Source organism: Myxococcus dinghuensis (assembly GCF_024198235.1).
Classification (GTDB): domain Bacteria; phylum Myxococcota; class Myxococcia; order Myxococcales; family Myxococcaceae; genus Myxococcus; species Myxococcus dinghuensis.
In genome coordinates this window covers 131,278-150,582 of the sequence record NZ_JAKCFB010000020.1, presented here as the reverse complement: position 1 = coordinate 150,582, position 19,305 = coordinate 131,278, and the positions used below count along the sequence as shown (strand labels likewise).

16 protein-coding genes and 1 tRNA gene are annotated in these 19,305 nt (G+C 70.8%); 9 read left to right on the top strand and 8 right to left on the bottom strand.

The genetic code is table 11. From position 1 onward, the window contains the following. Positions 1–803: 803 nt before the first annotated feature. From LZ198_RS25165 to LZ198_RS25155, 3 genes are read right to left on the bottom strand one after another with little or no spacing between them, the layout of a single operon-like run. Positions 804–1,640 carry a slipin family protein gene (locus LZ198_RS25165; RefSeq protein WP_253974581.1) on the bottom strand — a complete coding sequence of 279 codons (837 nt, stop codon included), beginning with the start codon at positions 1,638–1,640 and terminating at the stop codon, positions 804–806. Next, the gene (locus tag LZ198_RS25160) at positions 1,637–2,935 is read right to left on the bottom strand and encodes an NfeD family protein (protein WP_253974607.1); all 1,299 of its coding nucleotides are present in this window, start codon (positions 2,933–2,935) and stop codon (positions 1,637–1,639) included. Before LZ198_RS25160 ends, LZ198_RS25165 begins: the two co-directional genes overlap by 4 nt. Positions 2,936–2,990: 55 nt before the next feature. Beyond that, on the bottom strand, positions 2,991–4,295 hold the full coding sequence (locus LZ198_RS25155) for a glycosyltransferase (RefSeq protein WP_253974580.1): 1,305 nt from the start codon (positions 4,293–4,295) through the stop codon (positions 2,991–2,993). 223 nt (positions 4,296–4,518) lie between these two features. Between LZ198_RS25155 and LZ198_RS25150 the strand changes: the two genes are divergently transcribed. Continuing rightward, a complete protein-coding gene (locus tag LZ198_RS25150; protein WP_253974579.1) occupies positions 4,519–4,725 on the top strand; it encodes a hypothetical protein in 207 nt (68 codons plus the stop codon). Positions 4,726–4,770: 45 nt separating this feature from the next. Here LZ198_RS25150 and nhaR read toward each other — a convergent pair whose 3' ends face one another. Continuing rightward, positions 4,771–5,670, bottom strand: coding sequence for a transcriptional activator NhaR (gene nhaR / locus LZ198_RS25145; protein WP_253974606.1), 900 nt, complete (start codon positions 5,668–5,670; stop codon positions 4,771–4,773). A 124-nt stretch (positions 5,671–5,794) separates the two neighbouring features. Between nhaR and LZ198_RS25140 the strand changes: the two genes are divergently transcribed. The 6 genes from LZ198_RS25140 to LZ198_RS25115 all read left to right on the top strand — a co-directional run bounded on the left by LZ198_RS25140 (position 5,795) and on the right by LZ198_RS25115 (position 12,376). After that, complete coding sequence (locus LZ198_RS25140) at positions 5,795–6,589, top strand: sigma-70 family RNA polymerase sigma factor (protein WP_253974578.1); 795 nt, start codon at positions 5,795–5,797, stop codon at positions 6,587–6,589. A gap of 87 nt (positions 6,590–6,676) precedes the next feature. Beyond that, positions 6,677–6,749 (top strand) — tRNA-Phe (locus tag LZ198_RS25135). 191 nt (positions 6,750–6,940) lie between these two features. Beyond that, entirely contained in the window at positions 6,941–7,483 is a 543-nt protein-coding gene (locus LZ198_RS25130; protein WP_253974577.1) for a hypothetical protein, read from the top strand. Between the two features lie 98 nt (positions 7,484–7,581). Further along, entirely contained in the window at positions 7,582–8,988 is a 1,407-nt protein-coding gene (locus LZ198_RS25125) for a M16 family metallopeptidase (RefSeq protein WP_253974576.1), read from the top strand. A 35-nt stretch (positions 8,989–9,023) separates the two neighbouring features. Then, positions 9,024–10,448 (top strand): M16 family metallopeptidase, encoded by a 1,425-nt coding sequence (locus tag LZ198_RS25120; RefSeq protein ID WP_407667462.1) that lies wholly within the window; start codon positions 9,024–9,026, stop codon positions 10,446–10,448. A gap of 278 nt (positions 10,449–10,726) precedes the next feature. Next, the gene (locus tag LZ198_RS25115) at positions 10,727–12,376 is read left to right on the top strand and encodes a hypothetical protein (RefSeq protein ID WP_253974574.1); all 1,650 of its coding nucleotides are present in this window, start codon (positions 10,727–10,729) and stop codon (positions 12,374–12,376) included. A 16-nt stretch (positions 12,377–12,392) separates the two neighbouring features. On the opposite strand, the gene LZ198_RS25110 is transcribed toward LZ198_RS25115, so the two are convergent. The 4 genes from LZ198_RS25110 to LZ198_RS25095 form a co-directional block, all read right to left on the bottom strand. Then, positions 12,393–13,604: a DUF1615 family protein gene (locus tag LZ198_RS25110; protein WP_253974573.1), complete on the bottom strand. Its 1,212-nt coding sequence runs from the start codon at positions 13,602–13,604 to the stop codon at positions 12,393–12,395. A 76-nt stretch (positions 13,605–13,680) separates the two neighbouring features. Next, complete coding sequence (locus tag LZ198_RS25105) at positions 13,681–14,418, bottom strand: hypothetical protein (RefSeq protein WP_253974572.1); 738 nt, start codon at positions 14,416–14,418, stop codon at positions 13,681–13,683. A gap of 144 nt (positions 14,419–14,562) precedes the next feature. Then, complete coding sequence (locus LZ198_RS25100) at positions 14,563–15,372, bottom strand: hypothetical protein (RefSeq protein ID WP_253974571.1); 810 nt, start codon at positions 15,370–15,372, stop codon at positions 14,563–14,565. A 124-nt stretch (positions 15,373–15,496) separates the two neighbouring features. Further along, on the bottom strand, positions 15,497–17,305 hold the full coding sequence (locus LZ198_RS25095) for an acyl-CoA dehydrogenase (RefSeq protein ID WP_253974570.1): 1,809 nt from the start codon (positions 17,303–17,305) through the stop codon (positions 15,497–15,499). A 573-nt stretch (positions 17,306–17,878) separates the two neighbouring features. Between LZ198_RS25095 and LZ198_RS25090 the strand changes: the two genes are divergently transcribed. Next, positions 17,879–19,024, top strand: a complete 1,146-nt coding sequence (locus tag LZ198_RS25090) for a linalool dehydratase/isomerase domain-containing protein (protein ID WP_253974569.1) — start codon at positions 17,879–17,881, stop codon at positions 19,022–19,024. Then, positions 19,021–19,287, top strand: a complete 267-nt coding sequence (locus LZ198_RS25085) for a hypothetical protein (RefSeq protein ID WP_253974568.1) — start codon at positions 19,021–19,023, stop codon at positions 19,285–19,287. Before LZ198_RS25090 ends, LZ198_RS25085 begins: the two co-directional genes overlap by 4 nt. The last annotated feature ends 18 nt before the right edge of the window (positions 19,288–19,305 follow it).

Below are 19,305 nucleotides of genomic sequence, written 5' to 3'. Positions count from 1 at the left end.
TGCTGGGGCGCTGTGGCTGGCAGGTTGCCTTGAAGTGCCAGCGGTTCTTGTGGTCGTCCCATTGATACACCTCACCCGCGAGGTTCCATTTGTAGATGCGGGGCGTCGCGATGGGGCCCGTCGCGAGCCAGGCCCAGGCCGCAATCGGTCGTCCGGCTGAATCGTGTGCGGGTCAGCCGTTGGGAGTGACCGCATACTCCACCATCGACCAGTGTCCTTCGGGGGACTTCATCGCGGGAGCCACCCTCAAGTCAGAACTGCTCATGGGCGTACCGCAGGGATGGTTGTGCGCGAAGCCGAAGATGGGAAGGTCCCTGCCGAAGTCAGCGTCCTCGACGCCACCGAACGGTGGGTTGCACGCCCTGCGTTCTCCCGAGAGATTCCGGATGGGCCAGGACACTCGCCAGTCCTCGGGTGTCCGATAGACAGCGAGGCAGTACTCCGTCACATCCGCTCGAGGGCGGCGCGTGACCGGGTCGCAGGACTCCGATGCACCCGGGAGCCTCATGAGTGCCTTGAGGGCGGGGATGAGCAAGTCATCTGGCAGGAGGGTTGCGTCTGCTTGGACGGTGGGAACGTCTCGATGGTCCCAGGGGCCGGGGGCTACCCGGAGGATGTCGCGGCCATCCAGGGTCGCGAGTTCACTGTCGAGGAAGTAGAGCCGCGGAGACTTGCATGCCAGGACGAGCACGAGCCCGACCGTATACGAGGGAGGTCGTGTGCACCGTCGTCTCGATGATGACCGCAGAGGGGGATGCGGCATCATGTGACGGCGCACCTCGTGTGGGGTTGGCCCTCAAAGCTTACGACAACCCGCTCCCCGGGCGGTCATCCTCGTCGTGGGGGTGTCCGTTCCCCCGGTGTTCCTCGGACGTGTCGACTCCGCCGCGCATGGCGCCCACGGCGCGGAGGATGTCGAGCGGGATGGGGAGGATGGTGTGGTTGCCGCCAGTGGTGATCTCCACCAGCGTCTGGAGGTAGCGCAGTTGGAGCGTGGCGGGGTTCTGGCTGAGGACCTCCGCCGCCATGGCGAGCTTCTCCGCGGCCTGGTGTTCGCCCTCGGCGGCGATGATCTTCGCCCGCCGCTCGCGCTCCGCTTCGGCCTGTCGGGCAATCGCCCGCTGCATCTCCAGCGGCAGGTCGATGTGCTTCACCTCCACGTTGGAGACCTTGATGCCCCACGGGCCGGTGTGCGCGTCGAGCACCCGCTGGATGTCGCGGTTGACGCGGTCGCGCTCGCTGAGCAGTTGGTCCAGCTCCACCTGCCCGAGGATGGCGCGCAGCGTGGTCTGCGCCAGTTGGCTCGTGGCATACAAATAGTCCTCCACCTGGAGCACGGCCTTGTCGGCCTGGATGACGCGGAAGTAGACGACGGCGCTGACCTTCACGCTGACGTTGTCGCGGGTGATGACGTCCTGGGGCGGCACGTCCCTCGCCACGGTGCGCAGGTCGATGATGACCATCCGCTCCACGAACGGGATGAGCCACCGGAAGCCCGCGCGCTTGAGCCCCACGTAGCGCCCGAGTCGGAACACCACGCCGTTCTGGTACTCGTTGACGATGCGCACGCCGGAGAGGAACAACAGGAGCACGATGCCCACGGGAATCAGGAAGCCGAGCAACCCGACCAGGTCCGTCATGTCTTCACCTCGTCGACGAAGAGGGTGAGTCCTTCCACGCGGCGCACCACCACCTGCGCGCCCCGTCGGATGGGCGAGGGCGCGGTCGCGCGCCAGTGCTCCCCGTGGACGAAGACCTCGCCGCCCTCGGGCGACACCGGCGCCACGGTGGTGCCCTTCTCGCCCACGAGCCCGGCGTCCCCGCCGCGCTGGGGCAACCGGCGCGTCTGCGCGCTCCGCCACACGACGTAGGCCGCCGCCCCGCCGAGCACCGCGGTGGTGGGCACCACCCACGCCCACGACACGCGGAACGAGCGGTCCACGAACCAGCCCGGGTCGAAGCGGTCCACCAGGAACAACCCGCCCAGCGCCAGCAGCACCACCCCCGCGGCCCCCAGCAAGCCGCTGGTGACGAACAGCTCCGCGAAGATGAGCCCCGCGCCGAGCAGGAGCAACAGCAGCGCCCCCGCATGGACCGGCAGCGCGGACGACGCGACCAGCGCGAGCACCAGCGCCACGGCCCCCATCAATCCCGGGACGAGCCCTCCCGGATGCGCCAGCTCCACCAGGAGCCCCAGCGCGGCCATGAGGAACAACAGGTAGACGAGCGACGGATGCGCGAGCGCATGGACCACGCGCTGCGACGCGCTCGGCGAGAGCGCCTCCAGCCGCGCTCCGGCGGTGGACAGGCGGACCGAGTCCCCGTTGGCGAGCCGCACGGTGTGCCCCTGGGCCTGGTCCAGGAACTCCGCCTCGCTGGACGCCACCTGCTCCACCACCCGCAGCTGGCGCGCGGTGTCCGCGGGGACGCTGACGCTGTCGCGCACGGCGGACGCGGCCCATTCCGCGTTGCGGCCCCGCTGCCGCGCGATGCTCTCCGCGAAGGCCACCGTGTCGTTCTCCAGCTTGCGAGCCCGCTGCGCTCCCCCCACGGCCTCCGGGTCTTCTCCCGCAGGACCGACGACCGGATGCGCGGCACCGATATGGGTCCCAGGCGCCATCGCGGCCAGGTTCGAGGCCAGGGTGATGAAGACGCCCGCGCTCCCCGCGCGCGCCCCCGAGGGCCCCACCCACACGAGCACGGGAACGGAGGCCCCGAGGAACGCGCGCACGATGGTGCGCGTCGCCTCCAGCGACCCCCCGGGTGTGTCGAGCCGGACCAGGAGCGCCGAGGCCTCCATCGCCTCCGCGCGGCGGACACAGTCCGCCAGATAGGCGCCGGAGCCGCTGTCCACCACACCCTCCAGCTCGCACGTGGCGACGACGGGGGTGGCCGCTTCGGCCGCCCGGGGCGCGGACGGCGTGAGCGCGACCATCGACACCAGGACCCAGGTCGCGAGGAGGCAGGGGGCGAGGCGGCGCGCGGTCATGTCACGCTCCGGTCAGTCCCAGGAGGGACGTGGGGACGATGCCGCGGGGAGGAAGGGGCCGCGAAGTGGAGAGCGTGTCGAGCAGCCGCAGGTGGTCCAGCAGCAGCCGGGGCATGAGGAAGTGCTCGCGCACGTGCTCCCGTCCGCGCTCGCCGAGCAGCCGCGCCTCCTCGGGCTGACGCAAGAGCCGGAGCAGGGCCTCGGCGCACTCCTCCTCCGTGTCCACGAGCAGTCCTCCGATGCCCTCCGGGAGTTGCAGGGGGATGCCCCCGGCGTGTCCGCCGACGACGGGCGTGCCCTTCCAGAGTGCCTCGGAGACCACGAGCCCGAAGCCCTCGCGCAGCGACTTCTGGACGACGACATCGGAGAGGCTCTGCAGCGCGTTGACCTCGATGTTCCCCACGCCGACGAGGTTGGTGAGGACGTGGATGAGGCCGTCGTGCGCGGTGGCCGCGCGCAGCTCCTCGTAGACCTCCCAGCCCTCGGGGTCGTCGAGGGCGAGCGAGCCCACCAGGGCCAGTTGCAGGTCCGGGACGTGGGGGCGCACGCGCTGGTAGGCATGGACGACGCCGAGCGGGTCCTTCCATCGGTCGAAGCGGCTGACCTGACACACGAGGGGCCGGTGGGTGCGGATGCCAATCCACTCCAGCACGTCGCGCGCGAGCTGCGTGGGCAGGGGATGGTTCTTGGGGCTGACCGGGTCGATGGCGGGCGCGTGGACGCGCACCTCGCGGATGGGCAGCGACGGCGGGATGAACTCCGGCAGGGTGAAGATGGCGGCGTCGTACTCGCGCAGGTAGGGGGCGAGGAACTCCCAGTAGCTGGGATTGGGATGGGACGTGTCGATGTGGCAGCGCCATATCCAGCGCGCGTCGCGCAGGTCGCTGATGGCGGCGAGGACGGCCGGCTGCGGGTCGTGGACGAAGATGAAGTCGTAGTCCTCGGAGTCGGACACGAGCCGGCGCGCGTTGAGCTGCGCGTTGGCCAGGTAGATGGCCTTCTCGGACTCGGTCAGCGCGCCGGGAGCGCCCTGGAGGCCGTTGTGGATGCGCTTGGTGACCTGGAAGAAGGTGTCGTCGCCGTGGATGATCTTCCAGTCCGTCGCGATGCCCAGGTCGTTGTAGAGGGGCACCAGCGAGCGCAGGATTTCCGAGACGCCTCCTCCGTAGGAGGTGGCGTTGAGGTGCATGCAGCGCGCGCCGCGCAGGTGCTCGGCGCGGTGGAGCAGTTCATCCAACTGCGCATCGGGGGCGACGCCCCGATACATGGCGAGCGACTTCTTGCCGACGTCCACGACATCCAACATGGCCCGGGGCTCCTCCTCCTGGCGGCGGGTGTTCCCAACGCAACGGTGCACATGCCCCGGAAGCGCTTCCTGGCCGGAGGCTCGCGTGTCCGGAGGACGGAGGCCCCGCCGAGCCCTCGTCCGGACCGTCGCCCCCCGGGTGGTGGAGGGCGTGATGCGTCTCCACCTTGGTGCGCGAGGCGTGCGTCCCGAATGCCTCGCCCGAACCCGGAGAGGAGGCTTCATGCGTCGCGTCGTGTTCGTCGTCCTGGCTCTCGCTGTCGTCCCGTTGGCGTGCAAGACCACGCAGCCGGCTGGGGCGGAGCAACAAGAACCCCTCCAGGGCCCCGACCAGGTCCGGGAGCCCGTCCAGACCGTGACGGACGATCCTCCGGGCCCCGCGACGCCGCTGCCCGCCGAGCTGGATGGGGGAACGCCCGACGCCGAGTAGCGCCGGGAGCGCCCGCCGCCGCCCGCGTGGCGAGGGGGCTCACGTTCACATGCTGAAGATCTGCGACCGGGCCGCCTCGGCGATGGCGACGACCGCGGGGTGACGCAGGCGTCGCTCGACGGTGATGGCGTAGAAGCACGTCTCGATTTCGTCGGTGCGGCCGATGACGGAGCAGTTGAACTGCCGCTCCATCTGCGACTCGATGACGGAGGGCATGGCGAAGACGCCGTGCCCGCTCTGTCCGAAGGCCTGGAGCAGCGCGCTGTCGTCGAAGTCTCCGGCGATGAGCGGGCGCAATCGCTGACGCTCGAACCACAGGTCCAGCGAGCGGCGCACGGAGGACTCGTCCGAGGGCAGCAGCATGGGCGCGCCGTCCAGCGAGCGGGGGAAGTCCTTCTTCAGGTGTCGCAGGTTCTCCGCCGCGAAGAAGGACACGCCGCACTTGCCGAGCAGGTGGTTGAAGGAGCGGACGCTGACCGGCTCGGAGCTGGGCGCGTCCGCGAGCACCACGTCCAGCTCGTGCAACGCCAGCGACGCGAGCAACTGGGGCAGCGGCCCCTCGCGGCAGATGATGCGCAAGGAGGGCCCGGCCTCCAGCGCGGGTTTGAGCAACTGCTCGGCCACCAGCTTCGGGATGACGTCGAGGATGCCCACGTTCAGCCGCAGCTGCTGACCCGAGGGCATGCCCGCCACCACGTTCTTCAGCTCGTTGCCCATGCGGAAGATCTCGTCCGCGTACCGCATCACCGTGCGGCCCACGTCCGTGAGCACCAGCTTGCGCCCCTGCCGCTCGAAGAGCTTGTGGCCCAGCGACTCCTCCAGGAGCTTCAACTGGCTGCTGATGGTGGGCTGCGCCAGGTGCAGCTCCTCGCCCGCCTTGGCGATGCTGCCCGCTCGCGCAACCGTCCAGAAATACAGGAGGTGGTGGTAGTTCAGCCAGCTCATAACCATCGAGATTATCGAACTATCGCGCTCAAACTACCTAATTTTTTAATGGATGGGGGTGGCTTATCTCTCTGGGTGTCCGCGAGCGGTGGTCAGGTCAGTCGCGGAGATTTGGAGGAGGTCCATGGAAGCCGTCTCGATGAGCGTGTCCTGTGAGTCCCCTGAGCTTGAGGTGCCGGGCGAGGTGGTGGAGGCGCGAGTGCGAGAGCACCTGGAGCTGGTGCAGCGGCTGGCGTGGAAATACCGCTGGACCGGGCTGTCGCTGGACGAACTGGTGTCCGAGGGCAACGTGGGCCTGATGGAGGCCGCGAGGCGCTTCGAGGAGCGCGGGGTGCCGTTCGCGGTGTACGCCAGCCAGTGGATCCGCGCGCGCATCCGGGCGTACGTGGGCCGCAACTGGAGCATGGGCGGCGGGCGGGCGCCGTGGGTGGTGTTCCAGCTCCGCCGGGAGCGGGCGCGGCTGGAGGCCCGCTGGGGCGAGGGGCATCCCGAGGTGGAGCGCCGGCTGGCGGAGTCGCTGGGCAAGCGTGAGGAGGACGTGATGCGCGCGACGGAGTCGCTGATTCGGGATGTCTCGCTCGACGCGCCGGTGACCCAGGACGGAGAGGTGACGAGGCTGGACGTGCTCGAGTCCTCGGGCGCGTCGCAGGAGGACCTGGTGGAGCGCTCGGAGTGGGTCGCCCGCCTACGGGCGAGCGTCGAGGAGGCCTGGCCGGAGCTGGATGCCCGGGAGCGGGCGCTCGTCCAGGAGCGGATGCTGGTGGAGGACGGCGTGAGCGCGGAGCTGCTGGCTCGCCGCTTCGGGGTGACGGCGGTGCGCATCCGGCAGATCGAACAGGGGCTCCGGGCGAAGCTCAAGCGCCGGCTCACCGCGGGTCTGACGACCTGGGACGCGGAGGCGATGCCTCGGGCCGCGTGATGAGGCGTGGACGGGGTGAGAAATGCGTGCTTGACGGCCCGGGGACGGGCCCGATATGAGAGCGCGGCTTCTCGCGGTGACCCGTACGCCCAGGTAGCTCAGTCGGTAGAGCAGGGGACTGAAAATCCCCGTGTCGGTGGTTCGATTCCGCCCCTGGGCACAGCGATGCAAAGCTCGAAGGGCCCTGGATTCCACGTCCAGGGCCCTTTGCTTTTTCGCGCGTGAGCCTCCTGCTGGTGGTGGTTGGGATTGGCGCCGTGGAGGGGAGCCGGGCGGACGGCCGCGCCCGAACCGGGGTGCACCGCGCGCCCGGAGCGGGGTAGACAGTGTGCTCCGGAGGAGTGGACCGAGATGGACGCGAATGCAGTGGCGGAGCTGGAGAAGGCGGGCGTGAAGGTGGGCGCTCCGGAGCGGTTGTTCGTCGCCGCGGAGTGGCAGGACGAGAAGCACATCCTCCCCGTGGGGCCGCGCGCCCTGGTGCGCGACGGCGACCTCACGGCGCACGTCACCCTCCAGCCCATCTCCAAGCTGTGGACGGGGACCGCGAAGCCCCCCAGCTTCACCCCCTCGCCTCCGCCCGAGTACCACCCGTTCTTCATCCTCATCGAGGCCACGGCCGCCGGGTACTGCCGCGCCATCCGCAACACGGAGACGGACCAGGAGTTCGAGCGGCTCTACCGCCACCTGCTCCGCCGGCCCGACGGGACGGACCGCAACCCGCTCTTCTCGTACCTCCAGGGCGCCGCCCGGCTCTACCTGTCCCTGCGCGACGTCAGCCAGGCGGAGTTCGAGGCCGTCGTCGAGCGGCTCCGCCAGTCGGCGAAGCACCACTCGACACACGTCGGCAGCATCAACTACTTCCAGGACGTGCTCCGGGGCGTGCTCGGCGCCTGAGCCGGACCCGCCCTTCCCGGTAGGCGCCCCTTCGAGAAACTGGAATATCGTGCTCCCCCGCCCGTTCGCGGGCGTCTTTCCTCACGTCAGGAGCACGGATGTTCCGTCAGACACTCCTCTGGACGTCGTGCGCGGCGCTGCTGGTGGCCCCGGCCGCCGGCGCGCAGGCGCAGTCGAAGGCCGCCTCCAAGGCCGCCGCCACGTCTTCGTCCAAGCTCGGCGCCAACGTCGAGAGCCGGACCTTCAAGAACGGGCTCAAGGTCATCGTCTGGCCCGACCACGACATCCCCAATGTCGCGCTGTACAACTGGTTCCGCGTGGGCAGCCGGAACGAGTACCCCGGCATCACCGGCCTGTCCCACTTCTTCGAGCACATGATGTTCAACGGCGCGAAGAAGTTCGGCCCGGGTGAGTTCGACCGCGTCATGGAGGCCAACGGCGGCTCCAACAACGCGTTCACCTCCGAGGACGTCACCGTCTACATGGACTGGTTCCCGCGCTCCGCGCTCGACGTCATCTTCCAGCTCGAGGCGGACCGGCTCCAGCACCTGGCGTTCGACCCGAAGATCATCGAGTCCGAGCGCGGCGTCGTCTACTCGGAGCGCCGCTCCAGCGTGGACAACAACAACATGGGCGCGCTCGCGGAGCAGGTGCAGGCGACCGCGTTCGTCGCGCACCCGTACCAGTTCCCCGTCATCGGCTGGCCGTCGGACATCGAGTCGTGGCGCATGGAGGACCTCCAGCGCTACTTCAAGACGTACTACGCGCCCAACAACGGCACGCTCGTCGTCACCGGCGCCGTCACCCCGGCGGAGGTCTTCGCGCTGGTGGAGAAGTACCTCGAGCCCATCCCCTCCCAGCCCGCGCCGGAGCCCGTGCGCACGCAGGAGCCCGTGCAACAGGGCGAGCGCCGCGTCGTGGTGAAGAAGGTCTCCCAGTCGCCGCTGCTCCAGCTCGCCTATCACGGCCTCTCCGCCAAGGACCCCGACGCCGAGGCGCTCACGCTGCTCCTGAGCGTGCTGGGCGAGGGCGACTCCTCGCGCCTGCACCGCCGCCTCGTCGAGGAGGAGCGCGTGGCCCTGCGCGCGACGACGATGTTCACCGGCGGCTTCGACCCGTCCCTCGTCTGGGTGACCGCGGACCTGCCGCCGGGTGGCGACCTGTCCCGCGTGGAGGCGCTGCTCACCGAGGAGCTGGCCCGCGTGGCGAAGGACGGCATCACCGACGCCGAGCTGCGCAAGGCGCGCAACATCACCCTCGCCAACTTCTGGCGCTCGCTGGAGACCAACAACGGCCGTGGCTACGCGCTGGGCTCCAACGAGACCTTCCGCGGTGACTTCCGCCAGCTCTTCGACGCGCCCGCTCGCTACGAGCGCGTCACCCGCGAGGACGTGCGCAAGGTCGCCGCCCGCATCTTCGCCACCGAGCGGCGGACCGTCGGTTGGCTCGTTCCCGGCGAAGCCCCGGCCGCCACCCCCGCCGCCCACAAGGAGGCCACGCGATGATTGCTCCGCTCACCTGGAAGTCGGTGCTCGCCACCATGTTGTTCGCGTCCGCCTCCGCCTCCGCGGCGGAGAGTCCGGCCATCAAGCCCACCGCGGCCAAGCCCTCGGGGCGCCAGGGCGTCACGCTCCCCAAGGCGACGACGGTCACCCTGAAGAACGGCGCGAAGCTCATCCTCGTGGAGCGCCGCGAGGTGCCGCTCATCTCGTTCAGCGCGTGGCTGCGCGGTGGCGCGCTCGCGGACCCCGCCGGCAAGGAGGGCCTGTCCGCGCTCACCGGCGAGCTGCTCCAGAAGGGCGCCGGCGCGCGTGACGCGCGTCAGTTCGCCGAGGCGGTGGACGGCGTGGGCGGCTCGCTGCAGGTGCACTCCGGACTGGAGGCGCTCACCGTCGCCGGCCAGTTCATGTCCAAGGACAGCGCGCTCATGGTGGAGCTGCTGTCGGACATGCTCCTGCGTCCGCGCTTCACGCAGGAGGAGCTGGAGAAGACGCGCGCGCGCATGACGTCCGAAATCACCGCCGCCAAGGACGGTGACCCGCGCGCGCTCGTCAACACCTACTTCGACGCGTTCCACTTCGCCGGCCACCCCTACGGCACCGCCGTGGACGGCACCGAGGCGTCGCTGCCCGGTCTCGGCCGCGAGGACGTGCTCGGGTACGCGAAGAACCAGCTCGGCGCGGACCGCCTCATCCTCTCCGTCGTCGGTGACTTCGACGCCAAGGCGCTCGCCGCGAAGCTGCAGACGGCGCTCGGCGGCATGGCGCGCGCCGCCAGCCCCGCGCCGCAGGTGGCCACCACCGCCGTGAGCAAGGGCCGGCGCGTCCTGCTGGTGGACAAGCCGGACGCCACCCAGACGTACTTCCTCATCGGCAACACCGCCATCGCCCGGAACGACCCGGACCGCGTCGCCGCCAACCTCGCGGGGACGGTGCTCGGCGGGCGCTTCACCTCGCTGCTCAACACCGAGCTGCGCGTGAAGTCCGGCCTCACCTACGGCGCGCGCTCCTACTTCTCGCCGGAGTCGAAGCCGGGCGCCTTCGTCATCTCCTCCTTCACCCAGACGGAGAAGACGGACAAGGCCATCGACATGGCGTTGGACGTGTACGCGCGCTACCGGCAGGCGGGCCTGGATGACGCCACGCTGGAGTCCGCCAAGGCGTATGTCCTGGGGCAGTTCCCGCCGCGCCTGGAGACCGGTCAGCAGGTGGCGGACAAGCTGTCCGAGCTCGCCTTCTATGGTCTGGACTCCAGCGACGTGGATGGCTTTGCCGCGGCGGTGGATGGCACCACGCGTCAGGCCATCGGCACGGTCATCCAGCGCGTCCTGCCGCCGTCCGAGGACCTCACCTTCGTCCTCATCGGCAAGGCGTCCGCCATCCGGGAGATGGCTCGCAAGTACGGCACCGTCACGGAGATGAAGATCTCCGACAAGCGCTTCGCGCCCGCGCCCACCGAGCGCTGAGGCCCGCGCGTCTCGCGCCCCCGGCCCGACAGGCTTCGACCCTGTCGGGCCCGGGTGGGCGCAATCCCTGACATCACCTTCACCACGGACCCGCTGACCGGCGCTTTCGCGCGCTCCGGACAGCCAGGGTCCGCGGTCCGTTCCGTATCTCCCCCCGGATGGCGGAGTCGCCAGGGCGGACGTGTATGTCCTGACGGGTGGATGCCAGTCCTACCTCTTCGGGCAACGTCAGAGCCCCTGGATAGGTTTTCGCGCCTTTCAAATGGATGGGGGATGGAATGAATTGGCTGAAGTGGTCTGTGTTGGTCGGGTCGACGTGTGCGATGACGCTGGTGGGCTGTGGCGCGCCCACGCAGGAGACGCAGGAGTTCACCGGGAGTCCTTCGCAGGGCGGGCCGCGCTCCGAGTCGCCAGGCAATGGCACCTGGATGGGGGAGTCGCTGGCCGAGGGGTGCTCGGACGCGGGGACGCCTGATGACGCGGGCACGCCTGGAGACGCGGGCATCCCGAGCGACGCGGTGCTGGTGACCGACACGACGCGCTTCTTCACGTCGGTGGGAATCTCCGAGCGGGTGGAGGACCTGTCCGCGAACCCGCCCGAGCTCTACATCCCGCACGGCGCGACGTTCACCCTGCTGCTCGGCTCCGCGGTGCCGGGTGGGTGGCAGTTCACGGGTGTACCCTCCGGGCCGTACTACCTGCGCACGGGGTCGACGTACATCGTCTCGAACGCGCGCCACGTGGACCTGGGCATCAACAAGCTGGGACGTCCGGACGCCGTCTACTCGGACCTCGCCTTCACGCCGCTCCAGTTGAACCTGGTGAACATGGCGCCGTGGACGAACTCGTCGAGCCTCTTTGGTTCCAGCCTCCAGCTCGCGTCCGCACAGGTGGACCTGTATGGCGCCGTGAGCCTGCTCGACGGCATCTCCGACGGTGAGACGCGCATCCTCACCAACGACGCCGAGCTGTGGTCGAGCACGGGCAACATCCCCGTCTTCGAGGCGAGCAAGGGCGACCGACTCTACGTCTCCCAGCACAGCCAGTACCTCGCGGGAACGACGCCGGATGGCATCTCGCTGGGGTACACCGCCGTGGACCGCGCGGTGGAGGTGGGCGCCTTCGACTTCACCGCGGATGGCGTCACCCCCCTGCCGCTGGCGGGCGTGATGCAGCCGACGCGCCGGACCGAGTTCCCGCTCGAATGGCGCCTGCCGGCCTATACGAGCTGGGCCACGGCCACGCACCCGCTCGCGACCCCGTCCATCCCCATCTTCTACGCCATCCCCTCCGCGCATGGCACGAACGACGGGTGGATCGGCTACTCGGGTGAGCTGCTCACCCTGCAGTTGCCGCGCGCCACGTCGTTCAACTTCACGCAGCGGCTGCAGTTCGGAAATCCGTTCCCGTCGACCTGGGGCGTGGTGGGCATGGGCAGCTACTCGTTCCGCCTGCTGGAGACGTTGCCGAACGGCTCGGGGCAGCGCGTCAGCCTGACCGGCAGCATCGCGACGTGGGACGAGTTCAACAACTACATCGCGAGCCCCGTCCAGCCCGTCGTGTCGCCGCCGCGTTCGCTGGCCATCGACGGTGTGCCCGCCAACACCCAGCGCGAGGTGGGGTCCGCCAACCCGGTCATCTCCTGGCTGCCGCCCACCCTGGGCTCCGTCCACGCCTACCGCGTGGCGTTCCTCCGCTATGACCCGGAGGCGAACTTCATGGTCGCGGATGGTTCCATCTACCTGCCGGGCTCGGCCACCCAGGTGCGCCTGCCCCCGGGCATGTTGAAGCCGGCCAGCATCTACTACCTGCGCGTGTCCGCCTTTGACGGCCCCGGCTACGACATCGAGCGCGACCCGTTCCACTCCCGCGAGGCGCTGCCCATGGCCCGCGCGGACGCGTTCAGCTCGCTCTTCACCACGCCGTGACGTGAGCCCGGGCCCGCTACTTCGCCTGCGCGGCGCGGTGGCGGGCCTGGCACTTCTGGAACCGCGCGTCCACCGAGCGCGCGAACCACGCGGTGGTGCGCTCGCCCTTCAACTTCGGGCTCTCCAACGTCACCTGCGGGAGCTGGGCATAGGCGGGGGACTCGCCCGTCTCGTTCGCGTAGACGCGCTTGACGGCGCGGAACGTGTCGGTGGCCTCGAAGGACTCCTCCTTCTCCTTGGCGACGTCCCGGCGCACCTGCCGCTCGCTCAGCTCCGGCGCGTGGCGCTGACGGAAGGAGAGCAGGGCCTCGAGGGACTTGCTGTCCTCGGCGCGCGGCTCACCGCGCTTGTCGTAGAGCTGGAGGTCTCCGTCCAGCACGAGCGGGAGGCGCGTGAGCTGACTCACCTGGGCCTGGAGCGCCGCGTTGCGCGAGGCATAGACGCCGGCGTTGTAGTCCGCGAAGCGGAAGAGCGGCTGGGCATAGGCCGCCTCGAAGCCCATCAGCCGCGACGTGCCGAAGCGCACGCCCCCTTCGCGCGTGTACAGCGCCTCGCGCACCTTCACCGGGTCCGCGTCCTCGCCCACCTTCTCCATCGCGTAGCGGACGCTCACCTGCATCGAGCCCGCCGTGGTGACGGGGTTCAGGTCCTCCAGCCTCCGTGAGGAGAACAGGGAGCTGGCCAGGTTCATCGCCGCGAACGTCGCCGGGTACTCCTGCTCGTAGTACGCGAGCATGTCGCGGAAGAGCCGGTCCAGGTCCCGCTCGGTGCGCAGCGCGTTCAGCCGCGCATCGAAGGTCCGCTTGTGGCCCGGCGCCTTTCCGGAGAGCACGGACGCGAGCGCCTTGCGCCCCAGGGGGCCCAGCGTGTTCGCGTGCTCCTCCAGGCGCGTGCGCACCATGCGCGGCAGGTTCGGCACCGCCGGGTCCGCGTGGAAGCCGGACTCCTGTTCGATGATGGCCAGCACGGAGCACACCGCCACGGGCGTGGGGGTGACCTCCTCCGCCTCCAAGGCATCCAACACGTCCTGCGCCCAGCCCTCGCGCTCCTTCACGTGCGAGGGGATGAGCCGCGCCACCTGCGCGACGGTGAGCCTGGGCGGTGGCGGTACGACGGGCTCGGGCGCGCTCCGTGGCGCACAGCCCGCCAGCAGCGCCGCGAAGGCCCAGGCCGCGCGCCAGCCTCCTCGCCGCCGCGCGAGACTCCGCCCCGGGCCTCCGTCGTCCATCCGCTCGCCTCCCATCAGGGGAGGTTCGTTATGCCACAGCGGCGCCGGGCATGGAGCGGGCGGACGGGCGCCTCCTTCAACGGCGGATGCGCACCTCCCGGGCGACGCTGCGCCCGCCCATCAGCACGAAGCCCGCGCGCACCGGGGTTCCCTCCTGGAGTCCGCGCAACGACACGCGCCGTCCCTGTCGCAGGCCCTGGCTGCGGTCATCCAGCGCGAGCACGTAGTCGCTGCCCTCGCTGTCCCGCACGGTGATGGTGTCCCGCCCCACGCGCGTCACCCGCCCGCTCACGGCGCTGGACGCGATGACGACGTTCTCCAAGGCGCGACTCGTCGAGACCTCGGGACGGGCGGCCTGGGCCGCCTTGGCCGCGCCCTCGAACCACGCCTCGTCGTCCCGGGCCTGCACCGCCGCCGTCCCGATCATCACCCGCCCGAGTCCACCCGCCGGCTGCGCCGGAGCGCCCGGAGGCGTGGGCATGGCCGGCGTGCCCGACGTCGACGCGCCGCCCGTGCCCGCCATGCTCCCGGTGTTCGCGCCACCGGCCGGCGCCTGCGTCACCCGTGCGCTCCCCGCGGGGTCGCTCGAAGGCGCGGCGACGCCCTGGGACTTCACCTCGCCGCTCGCGCCCCTGGGAGGACCCCCGGGCGTGGTGACGCCCGTGTCGCCACTGCTCGCGACGACTCCCGCCACCTGGAGGCTGGCGGCGGACCGTCCACCACCGACCGTCGTGTCGCGTGCTTCACGCTCCTTGCACCCGGACAGCCACGCGCAGAGGCCCAGCATTCCCACCCACGCCCATCGCCTTCCCATCTGCTCACCTCGCGTTCCCAATTGGTGCTGCGTGCACAGGGGCCTGTGCAAGACGCATGCGCTCGCGAGGAACGGAAGGGGACCTGCCGGGTCGCCGCGCTTCTCCAGCGCGGGCGGCGCGGAGCGCGGACGGGCGTCGTGGGCTCAGGCCGCGAGCGCGCGTGACACGGCCCGCACGTGGGAGCGCACCAGCTCCCGCGAGGCCATCAGCTCGGTCGGGTCCGTCGGCGTGTAGCCGAGGCACAACACGACGTCGTCCTCGGGGGCCGCACGCACGCCCAGCTTCACGTAGTCCAGCATGCGCGGCACGGGCTCACCCTCGACGTCGCGGCTGAAGCGGCCGAACACCACCGCGCGCTTGTCCCGCCGGGGCGCCGTCTCCTTCAGCGCGAACAGCCGCCGCACCGTCGCGAGCACCTCCGGCCGGGCCATCATCTCCTCCGGCCGCGCCGGACCGCCCAGCTCCCACTCCAGGAGCCGCAGACACGCGCGCACGAACTCCACGTCCGTGATGACCAGTCCATACAGATACCAGTCCGCGCACGCCGCCTGGACCAGCCGGGCCTGGCCATCCGTGAGCCAGCCGAACGAGGGGCAGGTGAACGTCTCGCACACCGACGACCGGTAGACGCCGCAGTCGCGCAGGTCCACGCCGCCCGTCACCTTCGGGTGCCCCAGGCAACCCACCTGCCTGCCCTGGAAGTCGATGAAGCCGAGCAGCGGGCACACGCGCACCGCGGGGAACATGGGCGAGGCGTGGCGCTGCTCGAGCAGCTCCCGCGCCGCCTCGCCCCAGGACTCCGCGTCCAATGGCGTGCGCCGCAGCCGCGCCGTCTGCGTGGCGAGCTGCTCCGTCAGCGCCTCACGCGAGTGGTCCTGGAAGTTGTAGAGGCCGCAGCAGGCGCCACACGAGGCGCCCCCACCGGGCTGACACAGGTGGAAGGAAACCGTCACGCCTCACATCTTACGACCACCAACGATTTGTGCAGCGGAAACATACCGACAAGGGGGCCGAGGCCTCGCCTTCCGTGGAGGGCAGGCGAGCGGGCGCTGCCGCCGCGGCGCCCGGTGGGGCTGTTCAGAACCAGTCCGGTCGCATGCGGGCGTAGGAGTCCTCGCCGGTGCGGCAGAGCTGGAGGAGGTGGGGGACGCGGGGCAGCTCCGTGGCGAACCAGTACTGGGCGGTGGCCAGCTTGCCCTCGTAGAAGTCGCGGTCCTCGTCTCCGCCGCGGGCCAGGCCCTCCTTCGCGGCGGCGGCCTGCTCCAGCCAGCGCCACGCGACGACGACGATGCCGAACAGCTCCAGGAAGTCCGCGCTGTGGCGCAGCATCACCTCCACGTCCCCGGCCAGCGCCCGCGAGGCGAGCCCCGTCACCACGTCACCGACTTCGCGCAGCGCGGCCTCCAGCGCGTCGCCCCAGGCCGGGTCCACGCCCGCGCGGCGCGCGCGCTCCAGCGTGGTGCCCACCTCCTGGGCGAACGCCGCCAGGGCCGCGCCACCTCCGGCGACCACCTTGCGCCCCAGCAGGTCGAGCCCCTGGATGCCGGTGGTGCCCTCGTGGAGACTGTTGAGCTTCTGGTCGCGCAGCCATGCCTCGGGCGGGTACTCGCTGGAGTAGCCGTAGCCGCCGTACACCTGCACCGCGAGCGCGTTGGCCTCGAAGCCGCGCTCGGCGGGGAAGGACTTGGCCACGGGCGTCAGCAGGTCCACCAGTAGCGCCGCGCGCTGGCGCGTGTCCTCGTCCCGCGAGTGCGCGGCGAGGTCGGCCTGATACGCGGCGGTGGTGAGCAGCGACAGGCCGCCCTCCACGATGGCCTTCTGTCGCAGCAACATGCGCCGCACGTCCGCGTGCTCGATGATGGGCACCTGCGGACGGGAGGCGTCCTTCGTCGCGGCGGACCGGCCCTGTGGACGCTCGCGCGCGTACGCCACGGCCTCGTGGTAGGCGACGGACGCGGTGGCCACGCCGTTGAGGCCCACCATGATGCGCGCCTCGTTCATCATCTGGAACATGCACGCCAGCCCGCGCCCGGGCGGCCCCACCATCCACCCCCGGCAGTCGCCCGACTCGCCGTAGTTGAGGACGAGGCTGGGGATGCCCTTCCAGCCAATCTTGTGGATGACGCCCGCCACGCGCACGTCGTTGTCCACCAGCGAGCCACCCTCGGGCCGCCGCGTGGGCACCGCGAACAGGGAGATGCCCTTGGTGCCCGTCTCCAGCGCGTCCGTGCGCGCCAGCGTGAGGTGGACGACGTTCTGGGTGAAGTCCTGGTCCGCGCCGCTGATGAAGATCTTCGAACCCTGGATGCGCCACGTCCCATCCGGCGCGGGCGTGGCGCGGGTCCTCACGTCCGCCAGGCTGCTGCCCGCCTGTGGCTCGGTGAGGGCCATGGTGCCGGTCCACTCGCCCCGGTACAGCGGGGCCATGAAGGTTTCCTTCACCTCCGGCGAGCCGAACACCTCCATCAGGTGGGCCGCGCCGTGCGTGAGCCCCAGGTACGCGTACGCGCTGAGGTTGGCCGCCATGAGGTAGGCGCTCGACAGCGCGTGCACGGTGAGCGGAAGCTGCTGCCCGCCCACGTCGACGGGGCGCGTGGCGGTGAGCATGCCCAGCTCCACCAGGCGCGGATACAGCTCGCGCATCAGCGGATGCACGCGGACGCGGCCGTCCTCGAAGACGGGAGGCTCCGTGTCCATCCGCCGGTACGTCGGATAGAGCACCTCGCGCGCGAAGCGGCGCGTGCTGTCCAGCAGCTGGCCGAAGGTCTCGCGCGAGTGCTCGGCGAAGGCGGGCAGGGCGCAGAGTGTGGAGACGTCCAGCACCTCGTCGAGCTGGAAGTCCACGTCGCGATCCGACAACAGGGGGTTGGGGCGGGGCGCGGTCATGCGCCCGTGTTAGCAGGCCCGGCTACCAGGAGGCGATTGCATCCTCGAGGTCCAGGTCGTCCTCCTCCTGGGCGCACGTCCAGGGGGCTCGCGACGGTGTTCCGCAGTGCGAACTGGCGCGTCGTTCCGCGCGGGAGGGCCCCCGCTGTCGCGGGCCGCTCGCCGCCTGTCCCCCACAGGGACGGGACGCCGCGCTCCGGCTCCTGGGCGTGGCATCATGGCGGGGTCTTGCTTCCTCGATCCTTCGCTCGCTCGGGTTCCCGGTCCTGGGCGACGTGGGTGTTCCACACATGACAGGCGTCCCCTCCTCGAGAGGCAGACGTCCCGACGAGGACGTCCTGGGGCTGAAATTGGGTTGGGACCTTCGTCCATGCCATGGGGGGAGGCATCGCTCCCGCCGGGTTCGTCCCCGGGAGAACGGATGCAGCGAGGGATTGTCTGCTCGGCCGCCTCAGGCCGATGTCCGGGAGGACTCCTCCCGGATGAGGCGTGTGTTCGACCGCTCGCGGAGGCTCCACGACCACTCACCCGCCCCGGGTCCCGGGCGCCCGTTCACCGGTCGATAGTCAGGGCATGCGACGCAATGTCCTCCTCGTCCTGGTGGCCGCGGCGGTGTGGGTCCCGACGCTCCAGTTCTGGTTCCGCCCGTCGGACCCGCGCGCGCTGGCACCCGCGCTCGCCGCCCGCCAGCGCGCGCTGGCGCTGCGTGACGACAGCCCCGAGTCCGCCGGGATGCGCCGGCTGAATCCGGAGTGGGACCTGATGTCCCGCACCTTCTCCGCGCTCGCCTTCGCCAACCTGGCCCTGCGCGAACCCGAGCGGAAGGCCGAGCACCTGGCGGTCGTCGATGCCCTCATCACCCGGACGCTGCTCGACGAGCAGGGGCGCGACGACGTCTTCCTCCTGCCCTACGTCCACGACGGCGCCTTCCTCGACCCCGCGGGGCGGAGCCTGTTCGTCGACGGCGAGCTGGCGCTGATGCTCGCCGCGCGTCAGCGGGTGGCGCCTCGCGAGGCGTGGGCGCCCGTGTTGCGCGAGCGCGTGGACCGCGTGGTGGGCCAGCTCGAGCGCGCGCCGCTGCTGCTGGCGGAGAGCTACCCGGACGAGGGCTGGACGTTCTGCAACACGGTGTCGCTCGCGGCGCTCGCGCTCTCCGACGCGGTGGACGGGCGGGACCACTCGGCGCTGCGCCGCCGCTGGGTGGCGTCGGCCCGCGAGCACCTGGTGGACGCCGACACGGGGCTGCTCGTCTCCAGCTTCACCTGGCGCGGCCGGACGCGGGATGGCCCGGAGGGCTCCACGCTGTGGCTCGCCGCGCACATGCTCCAGCTCGTCGACGCGGACTTCGCCCGTGAGCAGTACCAGCGCGCCCGCGCGGAGCTGGTGGGGGAGCTGTGGGGCTTCGCCTGGGCGGGGGAGTGGCCCCGCTCCGTGGCGGCGCGCGTGGACATCGACTCCGGGCCCACCATCCCCCTGGTGAACGCCAACGCGGGCTCGAGCGGGCTGGCGCTGGTGGGCGCGGCCGCGTTCGGGGACGAGGCGCTGCTGGAGGGGCTCGTCACGAGCCTGCGCTTCGCCGCCTTCCCCACGCACGACGCCACGGGGCTGCGCTTCGCCGCGGGCAACGTGCTCGCGGACGCCGTGCTCCTGTACTCCCTGGTCCAGGGTCCGCTCTGGACACTCGCCGCGTCGCCGCGCCGGCCGGAGGTCCATCCATGAAGAAGCTCGTCCCCGTGTTGCGCTCACCCATGGTGTCGCGCGCGCTGCTGCTCGTCGCCGTGTTCGGCGTGCTCCATCTCCTCGGCGGTCGCCAGTACGTGGGCGTCCTGTCCGGGACGTTGGAGGGGGGCATGGCCGCGATGCTCTTCGGCATCACCTACGCGCTGAGCTGGTTCGGCGCGGTGCTGCTGGCGCCCATCCTGCTCCTGGCGGGGCTCGCGTCGCTCTCGCTGCGGCGCGGGTCTCCCACGCAGCCGCGCTGACGGCCCCTCCGGGCGGAC